The organism is Pseudarthrobacter lactosi (assembly GCF_055412785.1).
The window spans coordinates 206283-221298 of sequence record NZ_JBVAYS010000004.1 but is presented as its reverse complement, the minus strand read 5'-3'; the positions used below and the strand labels follow the sequence as shown (position 1 = coordinate 221298).

12 protein-coding genes and 1 tRNA gene are annotated in these 15016 nt (G+C 65.6%); 5 read left to right on the top strand and 8 right to left on the bottom strand.

What is annotated here, in order from left to right; translation table 11 throughout:
• Nucleotides 1–75: 75 nt before the first annotated feature.
• The 4 genes from ACZY0Q_RS18175 to ACZY0Q_RS18160 all read right to left on the bottom strand — a co-directional run bounded on the left by ACZY0Q_RS18175 (nt 76) and on the right by ACZY0Q_RS18160 (nt 3674).
• Entirely contained in the window at nt 76–1224 is a 1149-nt protein-coding gene (locus tag ACZY0Q_RS18175; protein ID WP_463918888.1) for an FAD-dependent oxidoreductase, read from the bottom strand.
• A gap of 13 nt (nt 1225–1237) precedes the next feature.
• The gene (locus ACZY0Q_RS18170) at nt 1238–2164 is read right to left on the bottom strand and encodes an AEC family transporter (protein ID WP_463918887.1); all 927 of its coding nucleotides are present in this window, start codon (nt 2162–2164) and stop codon (nt 1238–1240) included.
• A 51-nt stretch (nt 2165–2215) separates the two neighbouring features.
• The gene (gene panD, locus ACZY0Q_RS18165) at nt 2216–2641 is read right to left on the bottom strand and encodes an aspartate 1-decarboxylase (RefSeq protein ID WP_181037322.1); all 426 of its coding nucleotides are present in this window, start codon (nt 2639–2641) and stop codon (nt 2216–2218) included.
• Between the two features lie 109 nt (nt 2642–2750).
• A complete protein-coding gene (locus ACZY0Q_RS18160; RefSeq protein ID WP_463918885.1) occupies nt 2751–3674 on the bottom strand; it encodes a LysR substrate-binding domain-containing protein in 924 nt (307 codons plus the stop codon).
• Between the two features lie 153 nt (nt 3675–3827).
• Between ACZY0Q_RS18160 and ACZY0Q_RS18155 the strand changes: the two genes are divergently transcribed.
• Nucleotides 3828–5291, top strand: coding sequence for an amino acid permease (locus ACZY0Q_RS18155; RefSeq protein WP_463918883.1), 1464 nt, complete (start codon nt 3828–3830; stop codon nt 5289–5291).
• A 398-nt stretch (nt 5292–5689) separates the two neighbouring features.
• Nucleotides 5690–9220, top strand: a complete 3531-nt coding sequence (locus ACZY0Q_RS18150) for a bifunctional proline dehydrogenase/L-glutamate gamma-semialdehyde dehydrogenase (protein ID WP_463918882.1) — start codon at nt 5690–5692, stop codon at nt 9218–9220.
• A 617-nt stretch (nt 9221–9837) separates the two neighbouring features.
• Here the strand turns inward: ACZY0Q_RS18150 and ACZY0Q_RS18145 are convergent.
• On the bottom strand, nt 9838–10692 hold the full coding sequence (locus ACZY0Q_RS18145) for a LysR substrate-binding domain-containing protein (protein WP_463918880.1): 855 nt from the start codon (nt 10690–10692) through the stop codon (nt 9838–9840).
• Nucleotides 10693–10854: 162 nt separating this feature from the next.
• On the opposite strand from ACZY0Q_RS18145, the gene ACZY0Q_RS18140 reads away from it, so the two are divergent.
• Nucleotides 10855–12240, top strand: a complete 1386-nt coding sequence (locus tag ACZY0Q_RS18140; RefSeq protein WP_463918879.1) for an MFS transporter — start codon at nt 10855–10857, stop codon at nt 12238–12240.
• Between the two features lie 102 nt (nt 12241–12342).
• Here the strand turns inward: ACZY0Q_RS18140 and ACZY0Q_RS18135 are convergent, their stop codons facing one another.
• Both ACZY0Q_RS18135 and ACZY0Q_RS18130 read right to left on the bottom strand, forming a co-directional pair.
• Nucleotides 12343–13497 carry a N(5)-(carboxyethyl)ornithine synthase gene (locus ACZY0Q_RS18135; RefSeq protein ID WP_463918877.1) on the bottom strand — a complete coding sequence of 385 codons (1155 nt, stop codon included), beginning with the start codon at nt 13495–13497 and terminating at the stop codon, nt 12343–12345.
• Nucleotides 13494–13631, bottom strand: coding sequence for a hypothetical protein (locus ACZY0Q_RS18130; RefSeq protein WP_185261864.1), 138 nt, complete (start codon nt 13629–13631; stop codon nt 13494–13496). The genes ACZY0Q_RS18135 and ACZY0Q_RS18130 overlap by 4 nt, the downstream gene beginning before the upstream one ends.
• A 199-nt stretch (nt 13632–13830) precedes the next feature.
• Here ACZY0Q_RS18130 and ACZY0Q_RS18125 point away from each other — a divergent pair, with 199 nt between their 5' ends.
• Nucleotides 13831–14208: a hypothetical protein gene (locus ACZY0Q_RS18125; RefSeq protein ID WP_463918875.1), complete on the top strand. Its 378-nt coding sequence runs from the start codon at nt 13831–13833 to the stop codon at nt 14206–14208.
• Between the two features lie 39 nt (nt 14209–14247).
• Here the strand turns inward: ACZY0Q_RS18125 and ACZY0Q_RS18120 are convergent.
• Nucleotides 14248–14321: transfer RNA gene (locus ACZY0Q_RS18120), tRNA-Gly, on the bottom strand.
• A 250-nt stretch (nt 14322–14571) separates the two neighbouring features.
• Between ACZY0Q_RS18120 and ACZY0Q_RS18115 the strand changes: the two genes are divergently transcribed.
• Nucleotides 14572–15015, top strand: a complete 444-nt coding sequence (locus ACZY0Q_RS18115; protein WP_463918873.1) for an SRPBCC family protein — start codon at nt 14572–14574, stop codon at nt 15013–15015.
• Nucleotide 15016: the final 1 nt, after the last annotated feature.

Here is a 15016-nt window from a genome sequence, read left to right as displayed (position 1 = left end):
AACTGTACGTTCGCGCCAAAGGGCGTCGCGCCAAGGGGCGTCGCGCCAAGGGGCGCCGCGTCAAGGGGCGCCGCGTCAGCGGGCCGCGGAGAAGATCTGCGGGGCGGGCCGGGTCCCGGTGGCCAGGTCCGCGAGGATCCGCCCCACCACGGGAGTGAACTTGAAGCCATGCCCGGAGAAGCCGGCGCCGATGACCACCGGGCCGATCCGGTCGAGGATGAAGTCCTCATCCGGCGTGGTGGTGTACGTGCAGCTGATGGCCTCGAATGACTCGGCGTCCACGCCGGGCAGCCAGGTCCGGGCGTAGTCCTGCAGGGCCGCGAGCTGGACCGGCTCGGGGACGAAGGACCGCCGGTCCGGATCCACCACGGGGCCGACGCCGTGCCAGCCGGCTTTTATGCCTTCGCCCGGCGTCTGCATCCCATAGACGGGCGAATACCAGCCCTTGTAGACAGGTCCGGGTCCCGGACTGTGGTTGAAGCCGGGCCACACCGCTCCTTGGTCGGCAATGCGGAAGTGTGCCGGTTGCTCCTGGGTGACCGTGAGCCGGGGAATCGTGAGCTTCCCGCTTCCGGCCGCGCCGGACAGCAGCTTCTCCGTCCAGCCGCCGGCTGTCACCACGGCCTGCGCGGCGGTGACCACCTCTGTCCGTCCCGATGCGCCGGGGCTTCGGTCCGCCAAAGTGAGCCGGACGCCGTCGTCCATGATTTTCAGTTCCACTACCTGGGTGTGGTGCCGGATCTCGGCGCCGCGGGCTGCGGCGAGCCGCTGGAAGACGGGGAGCGCCGCCTCGGGATTCAGCTGGCCGCCGTCGGGCATGTAAAGGACCTGCTGGTCGAAGCGGATGCCGCGCCACCGCTCGGCGGCCTCCTCCGGCTTCAGGGACTCCGCCCGGAGGCCTGCCTCGGTGAGCGCCGCCTGCACCAGCGCGAGCCGCGGATCAGGGCCGTGGTTGACGATCCCCGTACGCGTGAGCAGCTGTTCGTCGCTGTCCTGCTCGAGCTCCTCCCACAGCGCCAGCCCCTCGGCCAGCATCGCCACGTACTCCGGCCGGTGGTAGCCCGGGTTCAGGTTGCGGGTGCTGCCATGCGATGCCCCGTTGTGGTGGCCGGGGCCGAACTGTTCCAGCAGCGTGACCTGCCGGCCCCGGCGGGCCAACGCCCAGGCGGCCGCGGAGCCCATTGCTCCGCCGCCGATCACAACAGTGTCCAGGATTGTTTCCATAGGGCTCCTCAGGTCAGTTAAGCAGCAGTGCGACGCCGATCATGGCGGGTACCGCCACCACCGTGGTGATCAGGACGGTGTCCTTGGCCACGGTGAGGCCGGTCTGGTAGCGGCTGGCGGCAACAAAAACGTTCTGCGCGGTGGGCAGGGACGCCACCACCACGGCCGCGAACAGGGCCGGGCCGTCGATACCCAGGGCAAAACGGGCAAAAACGTAGGCAATGGCCGGCTGGACCGCCAGTTTGAAGGCACTGGCCAGGAGGGTGTCCACGCGCCTGCCGGTGGCGGCCTGCAATGGCCGGCTGCCGTTCAGGCTCATGCCGAAGGCGATCAGCATGGCCGGAATTGCGGCACCGCCAATGAGGTGGATTGGCTCCAGGAGCAGCGGCGGAACCTCCCAGCCGGTCCCTGCCACCAGCAGGCCCAGGCCGGAGCCGACAATCATCGGGTTCCGCAGGATCATCAGGATGAATCCCCAGGGCGTGGTGCGGTGTGAGCTGGTACTGGCGTCCAGGATCATCAGGAAGATCGGCGTGAAAAAGGCCAGCTGGAAGATCAGCAGCGGCGCCACGTAACTGGCGTCGCCCAGGACGTAGACGGCGATGGGGATGCCAAGGTTCGCGGAGTTGGCCAGTGAAGCAGCCATCGAGGACATTAGTGCTTCCGGCAACGCGCGCTTCAGGACGAACTTCACGATGCTGAAGAAGATAAGGGCGGTGCAGACCGCGGACACCGCGGTGACCAGCAGCGGTTCAGCGAACACTTCCCCCAGCTGCGCCTTGCTGAGGGTCTCGAAGAGCAGGGCAGGGCTCGCCACGAAGAAGGTCAGGGCACTGAGGACCTGGCGGGCGTTGTCGCCAAGAATCCGTTGGCGGCCCACAAACCAGCCCACCATGATGATGAACCAAACAACAAAGAAGCCCTGCAGCACGCCTACCAAAACAAGCCTCCGAGGCTGCGGCGGCGGTGTCTGCCCGGACTCACGCTCCGGCTACAAGGCGGCGTTGTTAAGGGCGAACGGCGGGCGCATCAGGCCCGGCGTGTGGCACTCAGCGGGGTCGTTACCGATCTGGACAATCTTGTTGTCCTTATCCACATGGATGACCTTCGGGGTGTAGGCATGGGCCTCTTCCGTGGTCATCTGGGCATAAGTGATGAGGATGACAATGTCGTTCTCATGCATCAGGTGGGCTGCTGCCCCGTTGATGCCAATGACACCGGAGCCGCGCTCGCCGGCGATGGTGTAGGTCTCCAGACGTGCACCGTTGGTCACGTCAACGATGGCCACGAGCTCGCCGGGAAGGATATCGGCAGCATCCAGCAGGTCCAGGTCAACGGTGACCGATCCCACGTAGTGCAGGTCGGCATGCGTGACGGTGGCCCGGTGGATTTTGGACTTGAACATTGTGCGATTCATAACCCGCCCAGTCTAGCGCCGGCTCCCGGACCGCGCTGTGACGCAGTGAACATGGCGCCGGAGGCTGTTTCCCTCCACCTACCGGGCGAATGGCCGGACCATCCGGCACCTACCTGGCAGCGTCGTCGTCCGTCCTTGCTACGGAGATGGCGGTGGCTGCCAGCGTCTCGCGGGCGGCGAGGATGGCCGGCCGCTGCGCGCTGGCGCGGCGCACCGACGTGAACACGGTCCTGCGCGGGTGCCCCGGAAGATCCAGCAGCCGGGCGGTGGTGTCCCGCCCCGTCCAGACGAGGTCCGGCATCAGCCCCACGGCATTTCCGGACTCAATCAGCCTGATTTGCGCCTGCAGGTCTGCTGTTTCGAAGCGCACATCGGGCTCGAACCCGGCACTCCGGCAGGCCTGTTCCGCCCAGTGCCGGGATGCTGCACCGCGGGGCTCCATCACCCAGGGCAGCGTGGCAGTGTCCTCCAGCGTCGTGATGGGCGGCCGGCTGGAATCCGCCGGCGGAACGGCCAGCCGGATCGCATCAGTGGTCAGCTTGATGCGGTCCAGCTCCGGGTACCGCGGGGCGGCGTGACCCGGATACTGTTCGGCGATGACCAGGTCAAAATCGCGTGCCCACGTCTCATGAAGGGCCGTTTCGGGCTCGCGCTGGATCATTTCGATCCGGACCTCCGGGTACTCCGCCGTCATCCGCGTGAGCGTGTCAGGCATCAGCGCCAGGGCCGCAGACTGGAAAACGGCAATCCGGACCGTGCCCGTGACGGTGGTCAGCGACGCCGCCAGGTCCGCCTCCGCCTGCTCCAGGGTTTCGAGCAGCTGGGCGGTGTGGGCCACCAGGACCTCAGCCTGGGGCGTCAGTTGCACGCGGCGCCCCGTTTTACGGAGCAGTTCCACGCCCACTTCCTTTTCCAGCAGGGCCAGTTGCTGGGAGACCGACGACGGGCTGTACTGCAGCGCCTCCGCCACCTCCGCCAGCGTGCCCCGGATCTTAAGTTCGCGGAGAAGCCGCAAGCGGCGGACATCGAGCATGGCCACATTCCTTGATGAATCTAATGGATATAGGTTAGAAGTAGTCACTTTATCTAACGCAATTGCGCTTGCATACTGGTGTATCTGAGTTACGCCCGTCACAGCCTCTTCCGGGGCGCCGTGATGGGGCCGCACCCCACGTAGGAGTTCCTGATGAGCCCTAAAGATATGACCCAGTCGATCATGCGGCGCAAACCGCTCGACGACATCGAAGAAGAGAACAAGCACAGTGGTCTGTTCAAGTCCCTAGGGCTCTGGCAGCTCACGGCCATCGGCGTTGGCGGCATCATCGGCGTCGGCATCTTCTCCCTCGCTGGCCTGGTGGCCGCGGGCAGCGAAGGAAACCCGGGTGTGGGGCCCGCGGTGCTGATCTCGTTCCTGATTGCCGGCCTGGCGTCTGCTGCGGCAGCGCTGTCGTACGCGGAATTCGCCGGCATGATCCCTCGGGCCGGCTCGGCCTACACCTACGGCTATGTTGCGCTGGGCGAGGTGATCGGCTGGTTCATCGGCTGGGACCTGCTGCTCGAATACATTGCGATCGTGGCTGTAGTGGCCATTGGCATCTCCGGTTACCTGGAGGCGTTCCTGTCCGGAATTGGCATCCACCTGCCGGTGTGGATGACCTCGACGGCGGATGAGGGCAAGGGCGGCATCGTCAACATTCCCGCCATCCTGGTCTGCCTGCTGGTGACCTGGATCCTGTCCCGCGGAACGAAGGCATTCGGCCGGTTTGAACTCTATGCAGTAGCAATCAAGGTTGTCCTGATCCTTTTCATCATCGGGCTCGGCATCTTCTACATCGACACCAACAACTACAACCCGTTTATGCCCAGCGGATTTGGGCCGGTCCTGGCGGGATCGGCAACAGTGTTCTTCGCTGTGTTCGGCTACGACGCCATGAGCACCGCGGCCGAAGAGGCCAAGGATGGCAAGAAGCACATGCCCAAGGCCATCGTCCTGTCCCTGATCATCGCCATGCTGCTCTATGTCGCGGCCACCCTCGTCCTGACCGGCATGCAGAATTACAAGGACATCGACCCCAAGGCCGGCTTCGCTTCCGCGTTCACCGGGGTGGGCCTGCCCGTGATTGCCACCATCATTTCCGTCTTCGCCGTGCTGTCCATCCTCACGGTGATGCTGACCTTCCTGCTCGGCGTCACCCGCGTCTGGTTCTCCATGAGCCGCGATGGCCTGCTGCCCGGCTGGTTCGCCAAAACAGACCGGCATGGCACGCCGCAGCGCGTCACCTGGATTGCCGGCGTCGCCTCCGCCCTGCTGGCCGGCGTGTTCCCCATCAAGGCCGTCGCTGACCTCACGAACATCGGCATCCTGGCCGCATTCGTCGTCGTCTGCTTCTCAGTGATCGTATTCCGCTACAAGAAGCCGGACGCCCCGCGCACCTTCCGCCTGCCGCTGATGCCGGTCATTCCCGCTTTCGGTGTGCTCGCCTCCGCGTTCCTCATGTTCCAACTGCACTGGGAGACCTGGGCGCGGTTCGGCGTCTGGCTGGTCATCGGCCTGGCCATCTACTTCTTCTACGGCCGCAAGCACTCGCTGATGAACCCGGACAGCCCGCGCCACGAAGAAGCCGTGGAGATGCACCGCCCGCTCAGCTGACCCCGGCGTCCCCGCAGGCGTCCACCCGCCCGACCGATCCCGGACGCTCTCTCACTTAATGTACGTTTTTCCCTAACGCTCTCTCACTTTCGGGGCGCGATCGACGAACCCTCTCCCACGTCCTGTGGGGGAGGGTTTGTCCGTTTTTGTCCGTCTTTCGGGAGTGAGAGAGGGTTGCCCAAAAACCTGCGGTAAGTGAGAGAGGGTTGCCCGAAAACCTGCGTTAAGTGAGAGAGCGTTGCCCAAAATGGGGGGATTTCCCGAACGTTCGGACGGAAAATCGAAGCATTGATTTTTCTAACCTGTATTGCTCAGAAAACGTCGCTTTATCTTACGTGAACGGAAGATCATACTGAAGGAAAGAGCGACCTCACCAACGGAAAGAACGAGTGTTAGATATGACCAACATTTCAACGGAGCCCGGCGTCTTCACCGGGAAAACGGCCGCCGAACCGGCCGTTGCAGCCACATCCCACGTGCCCGAAGCCCAGGCCTTGGCCGGGGAAGCGATCGGGCTGGTGCGCCACTGGTTGACGGAAGCCGCCAAGGTCCCCGTGGATGCCTCCGCTGAACAGCTAGCCGGCGTTTTGAAGGACCCCAACGGGCTCGACTTCACCGTCGGCTTCGTGGACGGTGTGGTCCGCCCCGAAGACCTCCACGTCGCTGCCCGCAATCTTGCGGCCCTGGCACCCAAGGTCCCGGCCTTCCTGCCCTGGTACATGCGCAGCGCCGTCCGCCTCGGCGGCACCGTGGCGCCGGTCCTGCCGCAGGTGGTCATTCCGATCGCCCGCCGGGTGCTCCGCGAGATGGTGGGCCACCTGATCGTTGACGCCACAGACGCCAAGCTGGGCCCGGCCATCGCCAAGATCCGCAAGGACGGCATCAAGCTCAACGTGAACCTCCTCGGCGAGGCCGTCCTGGGCGAACACGAGGCGTCCCGCCGGCTCGCGGGAACCCACACGCTCCTGGCCCGCCCGGACGTGGACTATGTCTCCATCAAGGTGTCCTCCACTGTCGCCCCGCACTCCCCCTGGGCCTTTGACGAGGCCGTGGAGCACGTCGTTGAGAAGCTCACTCCGCTCTTCGCGAAAGCCGCGTCCTTCGCCGGCGCCGGGAAGACCGCCAAGTTCATCAACCTGGACATGGAGGAATACAAGGACCTGGATATGACCATTGCGGTCTTCACCAGGATCCTGGACAAGCCGGAGTTCAAGAACCTCGAGGCCGGCATTGTGCTGCAGGCCTACCTCCCGGATGCCCTTGCCGCCATGATCCGCCTCCAGGACTGGGCCGCCGAGCGCCGCGCCAACGGCGGCGCCGCCATCAAGGTCCGTGTGGTCAAGGGCGCCAACCTGCCCATGGAGCACGTTGAGGCCTCGCTGCACGACTGGCCGCTGGCCACCTGGGGCACCAAGCAGGATTCGGATACCAACTACAAGCGCGTCATCGACTACTCGCTGCACCCGGACCGGATCCGAAACGTCCGGATCGGGGTGGCCGGCCACAACCTCTTCGACATCGCCTTCGCCTGGCTGCTCGCCAAGCAACGCGGAATCGCGGATACCGCACAGCAGAGCATCGAATTCGAGATGCTGCTGGGCATGGCGCAGGGCCAGGCCGAAGCCGTCAAGAAGGACGTCGGCTCGCTCCTGCTTTACACCCCGGTGGTGCACCCCGCCGAGTTCGACGTCGCCATCGCCTACCTGATCCGCCGCCTCGAAGAAGGCGCCAGCCAGGACAACTTCATGTCCGCAGTGTTCGAACTCAGCGAAAACGAAGCCCTCTTCGAGCGCGAGAAGCAGCGCTTCCTCGCTTCCCTGGACAGGCTCGACGACGAGGTTCCGCCGGCCAACCGCCAGCAGAACCGCAGCCTCCCGCCGCAGCCCCTGCCGCACGATTCGTTCAAGGACACCCCGGATACTGACCCGTCGCTGCCGGCCAACCGCGACTGGGGCCGGGCCATCCTGGACCGCGTCCCGGCCTCGACACTGGGCAACGCCGCCGTCGAGGCCGCCACCGTTAAGGACGCGGACACGCTCAACGCCGTCATCGCCACTGCCGTAGAAAAGGGCAAGGCCTGGGGTGCCCTGTCCGGCGACGAGCGCGCAGAGATCCTGCACCGCGCCGGCGACTTCCTCGAGGCCCGCCGCGCGGACCTCCTGGAGGTCATGGCCAGCGAGACCGGCAAAACCATCGACCAGGGCGACCCCGAGGTCAGCGAAGCCGTGGACTTCGCCCACTACTACGCCGAGTCCGCCCGCAAGCTGGAAACGGTCGACGGCGCCACGTTCGTCCCTGCCAAGCTCACCGTGGTGACGCCGCCGTGGAACTTCCCGGTTGCCATCCCGGCGGGGTCCACCCTCGCGGCACTGGCCGCCGGCTCCGCCGTCGTGATCAAACCCGCCAAGCAGGCCCGCCGCAGCGGTGCCGTGATGATCGAGGCACTCTGGGAAGCCGGCGTCCCGCGCGACGTGCTGACCATGGTCCAGCTGGGCGAGCGTGAACTCGGCCAGCAGCTGATCTCCCACCCCGCTGTGGACCGCGTGATCCTCACCGGCGGCTACGAAACCGCCGAGCTGTTCCGCTCCTTCCGCAAGGACCTGCCGCTGCTGGCCGAGACCAGCGGCAAGAACGCCATCATCGTTACGCCGAGCGCCGACCTGGACCTGGCCGCCAAGGACGTGGCGTACTCCGCGTTCGGGCACGCCGGCCAGAAGTGCTCCGCCGCGTCCCTGGTGATCCTGGTGGGGTCCGTTGCCAAGTCCAGGCGTTTCCACAACCAGCTGGTTGACGCCGTCACCTCGCTGAAGGTGGGCTACCCGCAGGACCCCACCAGCCAGATGGGCCCCATCATCGAGCCCGCAAACGGCAAGCTGCTCAACGCCCTCACCACCCTCGGCGACGGCGAAACCTGGGCCGTGGAACCGCGCAAGCTGGACGAAACCGGGCGCCTCTGGAGCCCGGGCGTGCGCTACGGCGTCCGCCGCGGGTCCTACTTCCACCTCACCGAATTCTTCGGGCCCGTCCTGGGCGTGATGACCGCTGACACGCTGGAGGAGGCCATCGAGATCCAGAACCAGGTGGAGTACGGCCTCACCGCAGGCCTGCACGCCCTGGACCCGGACGAACTCGGCACCTGGCTGGACTCCGTCCAGGCCGGAAACCTCTACGTGAACCGCGGCATCACCGGCGCCATCGTCCAGCGCCAGCCGTTCGGCGGCTGGAAGAAATCCGCCGTCGGGGCCGGCACCAAAGCCGGCGGACCCAACTACCTCGTCGGCCTCGGGTACTGGGTAAGCGCCGAAGCTTCGGCCGCGGCAAGCGTCACCAACGCGGGCGTCGGCCGCATCCTGAACTCCGCGGCTGGCGCCCTGGAGCCGGCCGAACTGGAGTCGCTTCAGCGTTCGCTGGAGTCTGACGCACAGGCCTGGGCCGACGAGTTCGGCACCGCCAAGGACGTTTCCGGACTGAGTGCGGAGCGGAACATCTTCCGCTACCGTGCGCTGCCCGTCACCGTGCGGCTCTCCGAAGGTGCCCCGCTGGCCCAGCTGGCGCGGACTGTGGCCGCCGGCGTCCTGGCCGGTTCGGCACTGACCGTGTCCACCGCCGTCGAACTCCCCGCCCAGCTGCGCGCCGTGCTCACCGGGCTGGACGTCAACGTCACGGTGGAGTCCGACGCCGGCTGGCTGGCCTCGGCGGCACGCCTCGCCGCGGCGGGCAAACTGTCCGGGGCACGGATCCGCCTGATCGGCGGCGACGCCACCGCCCTCGCCGAAGCCACGGACGGGCGTCCGGACCTGGCGATCTACGCCCACGCGGTCACCGAGGCCGGCCGGGTGGAGCTGCTGCCGTTCCTGCACGAGCAGGCCGTCAGCATCACGGCCCACCGCTTCGGCACCCCGAACCACCTCTCGGCTGGGCTGATCTAGGGCGGACCGGCCCGGCAGACACGAAAAGGCCCGGTGGCCGCCTTCGGGCGGTTGCCGGGCCTTCGCTGTTGAATGGTTACGTAGTCTTGAATGGTTACGTAGTGATCAGGTGGCTGCGCTGGGGCGAGCCTGGAGACCGTTGGTAATTAGCCCAGATACCAGCCTGGGGGAGTCCACGATGCAGGAACATTGTGGGCCGAAAAATTTTCGCAACGGGTGCAGGTGTAGGCGACTTCGCCCAGTGTCCTGACCGCCCCGTCACGCCGGTAAACCGGTGGAATGTACGACTCCAGGTAAATGAATTCATCCGTGCCGCACTTGTCACACGTGGGCTTGCCGATGTATTCGGCAGCCCGCGAAATGCCGGTGTTGTGGTTGGAATGATGGGTGACCAGCGGCCGTGCAGTGCTATGTCGCTGGGTATATATGGTGTGCAAATGGGTATTCTCGGCTGTCGTCATTGGCTGCCTATCCCGAGTGCGGCCGCATCATGGGCTGCAGGGCGCACTCGTAGTGTTTACCGGCCACTGCTTGACCCCATGGATAATCCAGCATAGAGGAGGCGGGCTTTTACTTCAATGGTTCGTTTCCAGCCCTGATTCGCGCGGCAAATACGGTCAAACCGACTTCTTGAGCGTCCGCCCGACGATTGTCTGGGTCAGGGCGTCGATCACTTCAGCGTTGGCCAGCGGGTTGCGGATCAGCGTGAAATCGACGTCGCCCACCGGCGGAAGGTCGAACCGGCGGGTGATGACCAGCAGATCCTCGGGGACCAGCGACGTCGGCATCACGGCGACGCCGATGCCTGCCCGGAGCGCCGCCAGGACGCCGCTGATCTGCCGGGTGGTGCACGTGATCCGCCACGTCCGCCCGCTTGATTCCAGCGCATCGATGGCCAGTTTCCGGCTGAGGCTGGGGGAGGGGTAGGCGATCAGGGGTACGGGATCCCCGGGCTCCAGGGACGTCTGCTCCAGCCCCACCCAGGAGAAGGTGTCGTGTTGGACCACGGTGCCGTCCTTGACGCCGGCCACCCACTTCACAAACACCAGATCCAGCTGGCCGGCGTTGAGTTTCTTGTACAGCTGGTCGCTCTGGCCAACCGTGAGCTCAAGGTTGATCTGCGGGTAGACCTGGCGGAACTCACGAAGGATCCGGGGGAGGCCGGTGATGGCCAGGTCATCGGCGGTGCCGAAACGCAGCCGGCCCCGCATGGCCGAGCCGGAGAAGTACCGGGTGGCGGCATCATGGGCCGACAGGATGGTGCGGGCGAAGCCGGCCATCGCGTCACCGTTGTCCGTCAGGCGCACATCGCGGGTGTCCCTGCTGACGAGGTGGCGCTTGGCCGCCGCCTCCAGCTTGCGGACATGCTGGCTGACAGTGGGCTGAGCCAGGCCCAGGCGTTCCGCTGCCTTCGTGAAGCTGAGCGTCTCGGCCACAGCAAGGAACGAACGGAGCTGGGCGGGTTCGAACACGATGGACTCCTCTTGCTGCCGGGCCGGCTGTACACCCACGTCAGCGCGGGTGATATTACGCTTTGTAATGGTAGTTATAGACGCGATAGGGCTACATAATCGCCTGGAACCAGCCTAGCGTGGGAAGCATCCCAGTCCGCCCGCTTCCCTGAGGACATCCCTGTGGCACCCCCATCGCCAACGTCGGCAACCGTCAGCCAGCCCGTCATCGACTCCGCCTCCGCGTCCGCTTCCGCCGCTTCCACCCAGACCCAGCCCATCGCCGTCGTCAGTGAACACCTTCCCTGGCGGCACACGTTTATCTCCCTGCGAGTCCCCAATTTCCGCATCTTCGCGATCGGGCACTTTGTCGCGGTCATCGCCCTCTGGATGCAGCGGATCGCCCAGGACTGGCTGGTGCTGGAACTGTCCGGTTCCGTCACCGCCGTGGGCATCACCGTGGCGTTGCAGTTTATGCCGTCGCTGCTTTTGGGGCCGTGGGGCGGCATGATGGCGGACCGGTTCGCCAAGCGCAGGATCCTGATCCTGTGCCAGAGCCTCGCCGCGGTCCTCGCGGCGGCACTCGCGGTGCTTGCCCTGACGGGAGCCATCGAAGTGTGGCACGTCTACGTCATCGCGCTGCTGCTGGGCCTGGTCACAGTACTGGATCAGCCCGCGCGCCAGGTGTTCGTCAACGAGCTGGTGGGTCCCAGGTACCTCCGGAATGCCATCAGCGTCAACTCCACCACGTTCCAGCTGGGCGGCCTGATCGGCCCGGCGCTGGCAGGACTGCTGCTCACCGCCGTGGGCGCCGGCTGGGCCTTCGCCGCGAATGCGCTGGCGTGCTGCTCCACGGTGACCATGCTGCTGCTTCTGCGCAAGGACGAGCTGTTCCTCAGCGCTCCCGCCCCCAAGAAAAAGGGCATGCTGCGTGAGGGGCTGCAATACGCTCTCAGCAAGCCCACTATCTACTGGCCATGGCTGATGGCCGGCTTCATCTCCGTCTTCGCCATGAGCCTGCCCGTCCTGCTCGCCGCCTTCGCGGACCGCGTGTACAACGTCGGTGCAGGCGGCTATGGCCTGCTGAACGCGCTGGTGGCACTGGGTGCGTTGGCCGGTGCTGTCGCATCGACCCGGCGCCGCCAGTTGCGGCTCCGGTCCGTGGTTTTCTGCGCCGGAATGTACGGCCTGATGCTGTGCCTGGCCGCGCTGGCGCCGTCCATGGTGTGGTTCAGCGTGGTGATGGTCCTGTCCGGATTCTGGTGCCTGATGTTCCTGACCGGTTCCAACCAGCTGGTCCAGATCAGCTCCAACATGGGCATCCGGGGCCGGGTGATGAGCCTTTACATCATGGTGCTGATCGGCGGCCAGGCCATCGGCGGGCCCATGCTCGGCTGGATCGCCGAGCACGTGGACCCGCACGTGGCACTTATGGTGTCCGGCGGGGTGCCGGCGCTCGCCGCGGTGACTGTCGGCGTCGTCCTGGCCCGGAAGGGCGCGTTGGCCCTCAGCGTGGACCTCAAGGACCGCCGCCACCCGGTGCGGATCGTCAGCCGGGCGGCCGCGTAAAAGCCTGGCGTAGAAGGCGCGAACCAAGGGCCGCGGCGTAGGCGCCGCGGCCCTTTGGCGCACGCTAGGCCGGCAGGTGCCAGCTAGGCCCTGAGTCGCACGCTAGGCCGGCAGGTGCGGGTACTCGGCCCCGCGCCGCTGGAACTCCAGCACGTCCTTGTTGAGGACCACACCCTCGCGGATCTCGATGGAGCGGGCAATGGTTTCGTTTCCGTCCCACGCCTCCGGGCCGCCGATGACCGTCTCAAGGAACGGCAGCAGGGCCTGGCTGATCTCCCAGCTGGAGGAATTCCAGAGGTAGGACGGGCTGTGGTCCACCGCGTAGTAGTTGATGTGGTCGCCGATGGTGAACATCGGTTCGGCAAACGTGGTGGAGCGCGCCCAGCTGAAGCCCATGCCCTCGTCGCAGGACACATCGACCACAAGGCTGCCCGGGCTGAACGCCGCGAGGTCCTCGGTCCGCAAGTACGTCAGCGGATTGTTCGGGTCCTGCAGCGTGCAGTTGACCACGATGTCGCTTTCGGCCAGGAAAGGCGCCAGCGGAACCCGGCCTCGCTCAGTGATGACCTGGCTCAGGAAGGGAGCCTTGTCGTCGTGATCAAACTGGACAATGTTGACCGAGTGGATCGGGGCGCCGACGGCGGCGACTCCCCGGTTGGTAAGCACCTGGACATCGTGTATGCCGTGGGCGTTCAGCGCGGTCACGGCGCCGCGGGCGGTAGCGCCGAAGCCGATCACCACGGCACTGAGCCGGCGGCCGTAGTCGCCGGTGGAGCCGGTGAGTGAGAGCGCATGAAGGACCGAGCAGTACCCGGCCAGCTCGTTGTTTTTGTGGAACACGTGAAGTCCGAAGCCGCCGTCGCTCGCCCAGTGGTTCATCGCTTCGAAAGCAATCAGCGTGAGCTTCTTGTCGATGGCCAGCTGCGTGATGGCACGGTCCTGGACACAGTGCGGCCAGCCCCAGAGGATCTGGCCGTCCCGCAGTTCCGCGAGGTCCTCGGGCTGTGGCTTGGGCAGGAGGACGACGTCGGCCTCCGCCAGCAGCGCTTCCTTGGTGGCCATTTTGCCCACCAGTGTTCCGAGGTGGGCATCCGAGACGCCGAAGCGCTCGCCGTAGCCCTGCTCCAGGATGATGCGCTGGCGGAGTTCAGGAGCGATCCGCTCGAAATGCAGGGGGTGGATGGGGAGGCGGCGTTCGTCCGGTTTCCGGGTGGAGGCCAGGACGCCGAGGGTCAGGTGGCTCTGTTTGCCACTCACTTCTTTTTTGCGGCCTTGGACGTGACGTCCAGGGAGGTGGCCGGGGCTCCGGCGGCCCGCTTGTCGGCGCGCTTTTCCTTGATGGACTTGCCGGCTTTTTTGGATGCTGCTTGACGCGGGGACTTGTCAGCCATGATTGCTCCTGTAGCGGAACCGAAGAGGTTCCTGACTTCTGACGATACACGGCAGGGCCTAACGGCCACCGGAGGATGACCGTACAAGAGTTGGAACCCGCCCGCCGGCGCGCCGGCCATTGTGCCCGCGGGTTCCCGGTGTGAAAATGGCGCTCTGGGCACTGTGCGGGGCAGGCCTGCGGGAGTACGGAACAGCATCATGGGAACTATCACGATTGAAAGTACGGTCCTTGTCCCCTATGGCCGTCCGGAGGTCTACGCGTTCTGCGTGGATGTCCAGGCCCGCTCGGCACTTCCCGGCCAGGAGGGCGTGGTGTTCCATGTCGACCACCAGGTGGCTGACCGTTCCTGGACCGAAACACACGAAACCCGTACCGAAACCATCACCTGCTCCTGCGTGGTGTATCCCGTCGCGGACAGCACCCGGCTGACCGTGACTGCGCAGTACGTTCCCAAGGGAATCGGGCGCATGTTTTCCGGTGCCAAAGAGGGTGCCTACCGGAAACAGGAGGCGGCCAGGCTGGCGACGCTGAAGAAGGCCGTGGAACGGGACATCAGAAAGGCCCGGAGCAGCTAGGAATCGCTGCGGCGCGGCGAAGACCATGGTTCGAGATTTTGGAGCGGCTGACGGGAATCGGACCCGCGTATCAAGCTTGGGAAGCTAGCGCTCTACCATTGAGCTACAGCCGCATCGCCCCGTTTTGAGCGGGGCAGAACTTAGCTTAGCGCAGATGCGATCCAGCGTCCGCAACCGTGGCCACGCACCGGCCGCGTGTCCGCCGGGATGGACGGTACCCGCCGCGTCATCCAGTAACTCTTCAATAACGGCGCTGCCGGTGGCTAGGTCCGGGGCGGACCGAGTGGCTACTCTGAACCCGTTAGCTGCGGTTTCATGGGGGAGGGGCGGGCTACCACTGACCGCCGCTAACTAAGGACTCCCATGGCATTTGCAGAGCACGAGGTACTTATCCGGTGCGACGCAATGAGCGTGTATACGTTCCTGGTGGACGGAATGAACCTTCCGCAATGGCGCAGGGGCATCCGCAGCGTTGGCCTGGTATCCGGTGCCGCCGGAACCAAGGGTGCCGTCTACCGGCAGACCACCACGGGCCGGTCAGGCCGGACCATCCCCTCCGATTTCGAAATAACGCAGGCCAGGCCGGGCGCCGAGATCCAGTTCCGGGTGATTTCCGGACCGTCGCAGCACTCCGGCGGCTATTACCTCAGCACCGAACCGGCCGGCACCAGGGTCAGGTTCGCCCTCGAGTACCAGCCCAAAGGCCTCCTGGGCCTGATGAACACCGGAATCCAGCGCGCCATCAAGGCCGAAGTGTCCCAGCTCGCGCGGCTCAAGGATGTCCTGGAACTACGGTCGGCCGCCTGAG

Excerpts from the sequence above, each read along its gene's own strand:
- panD (WP_181037322.1), bottom strand. The coding sequence starts at position 2,641 with ATGAATCGCACAATGTTCAAGTCCAAAATCCACCGGGCCACCGTCACG.
- ACZY0Q_RS18130 (WP_185261864.1), bottom strand. The coding sequence starts at position 13,631 with ATGGCTGACAAGTCCCCGCGTCAAGCAGCATCCAAAAAAGCCGGCAAG.
- ACZY0Q_RS18155 (WP_463918883.1), top strand. The coding sequence starts at position 3,828 with ATGAGCCCTAAAGATATGACCCAGTCGATCATGCGGCGCAAACCGCTC.
- ACZY0Q_RS18115 (WP_463918873.1), top strand. The coding sequence starts at position 14,572 with ATGGCATTTGCAGAGCACGAGGTACTTATCCGGTGCGACGCAATGAGC.
- ACZY0Q_RS18150 (WP_463918882.1), top strand. The coding sequence starts at position 5,690 with ATGACCAACATTTCAACGGAGCCCGGCGTCTTCACCGGGAAAACGGCC.
- ACZY0Q_RS18125 (WP_463918875.1), top strand. The coding sequence starts at position 13,831 with ATGGGAACTATCACGATTGAAAGTACGGTCCTTGTCCCCTATGGCCGT.
- ACZY0Q_RS18175 (WP_463918888.1), bottom strand. The coding sequence starts at position 1,224 with ATGGAAACAATCCTGGACACTGTTGTGATCGGCGGCGGAGCAATGGGC.
- ACZY0Q_RS18160 (WP_463918885.1), bottom strand. The coding sequence starts at position 3,674 with ATGCTCGATGTCCGCCGCTTGCGGCTTCTCCGCGAACTTAAGATCCGG.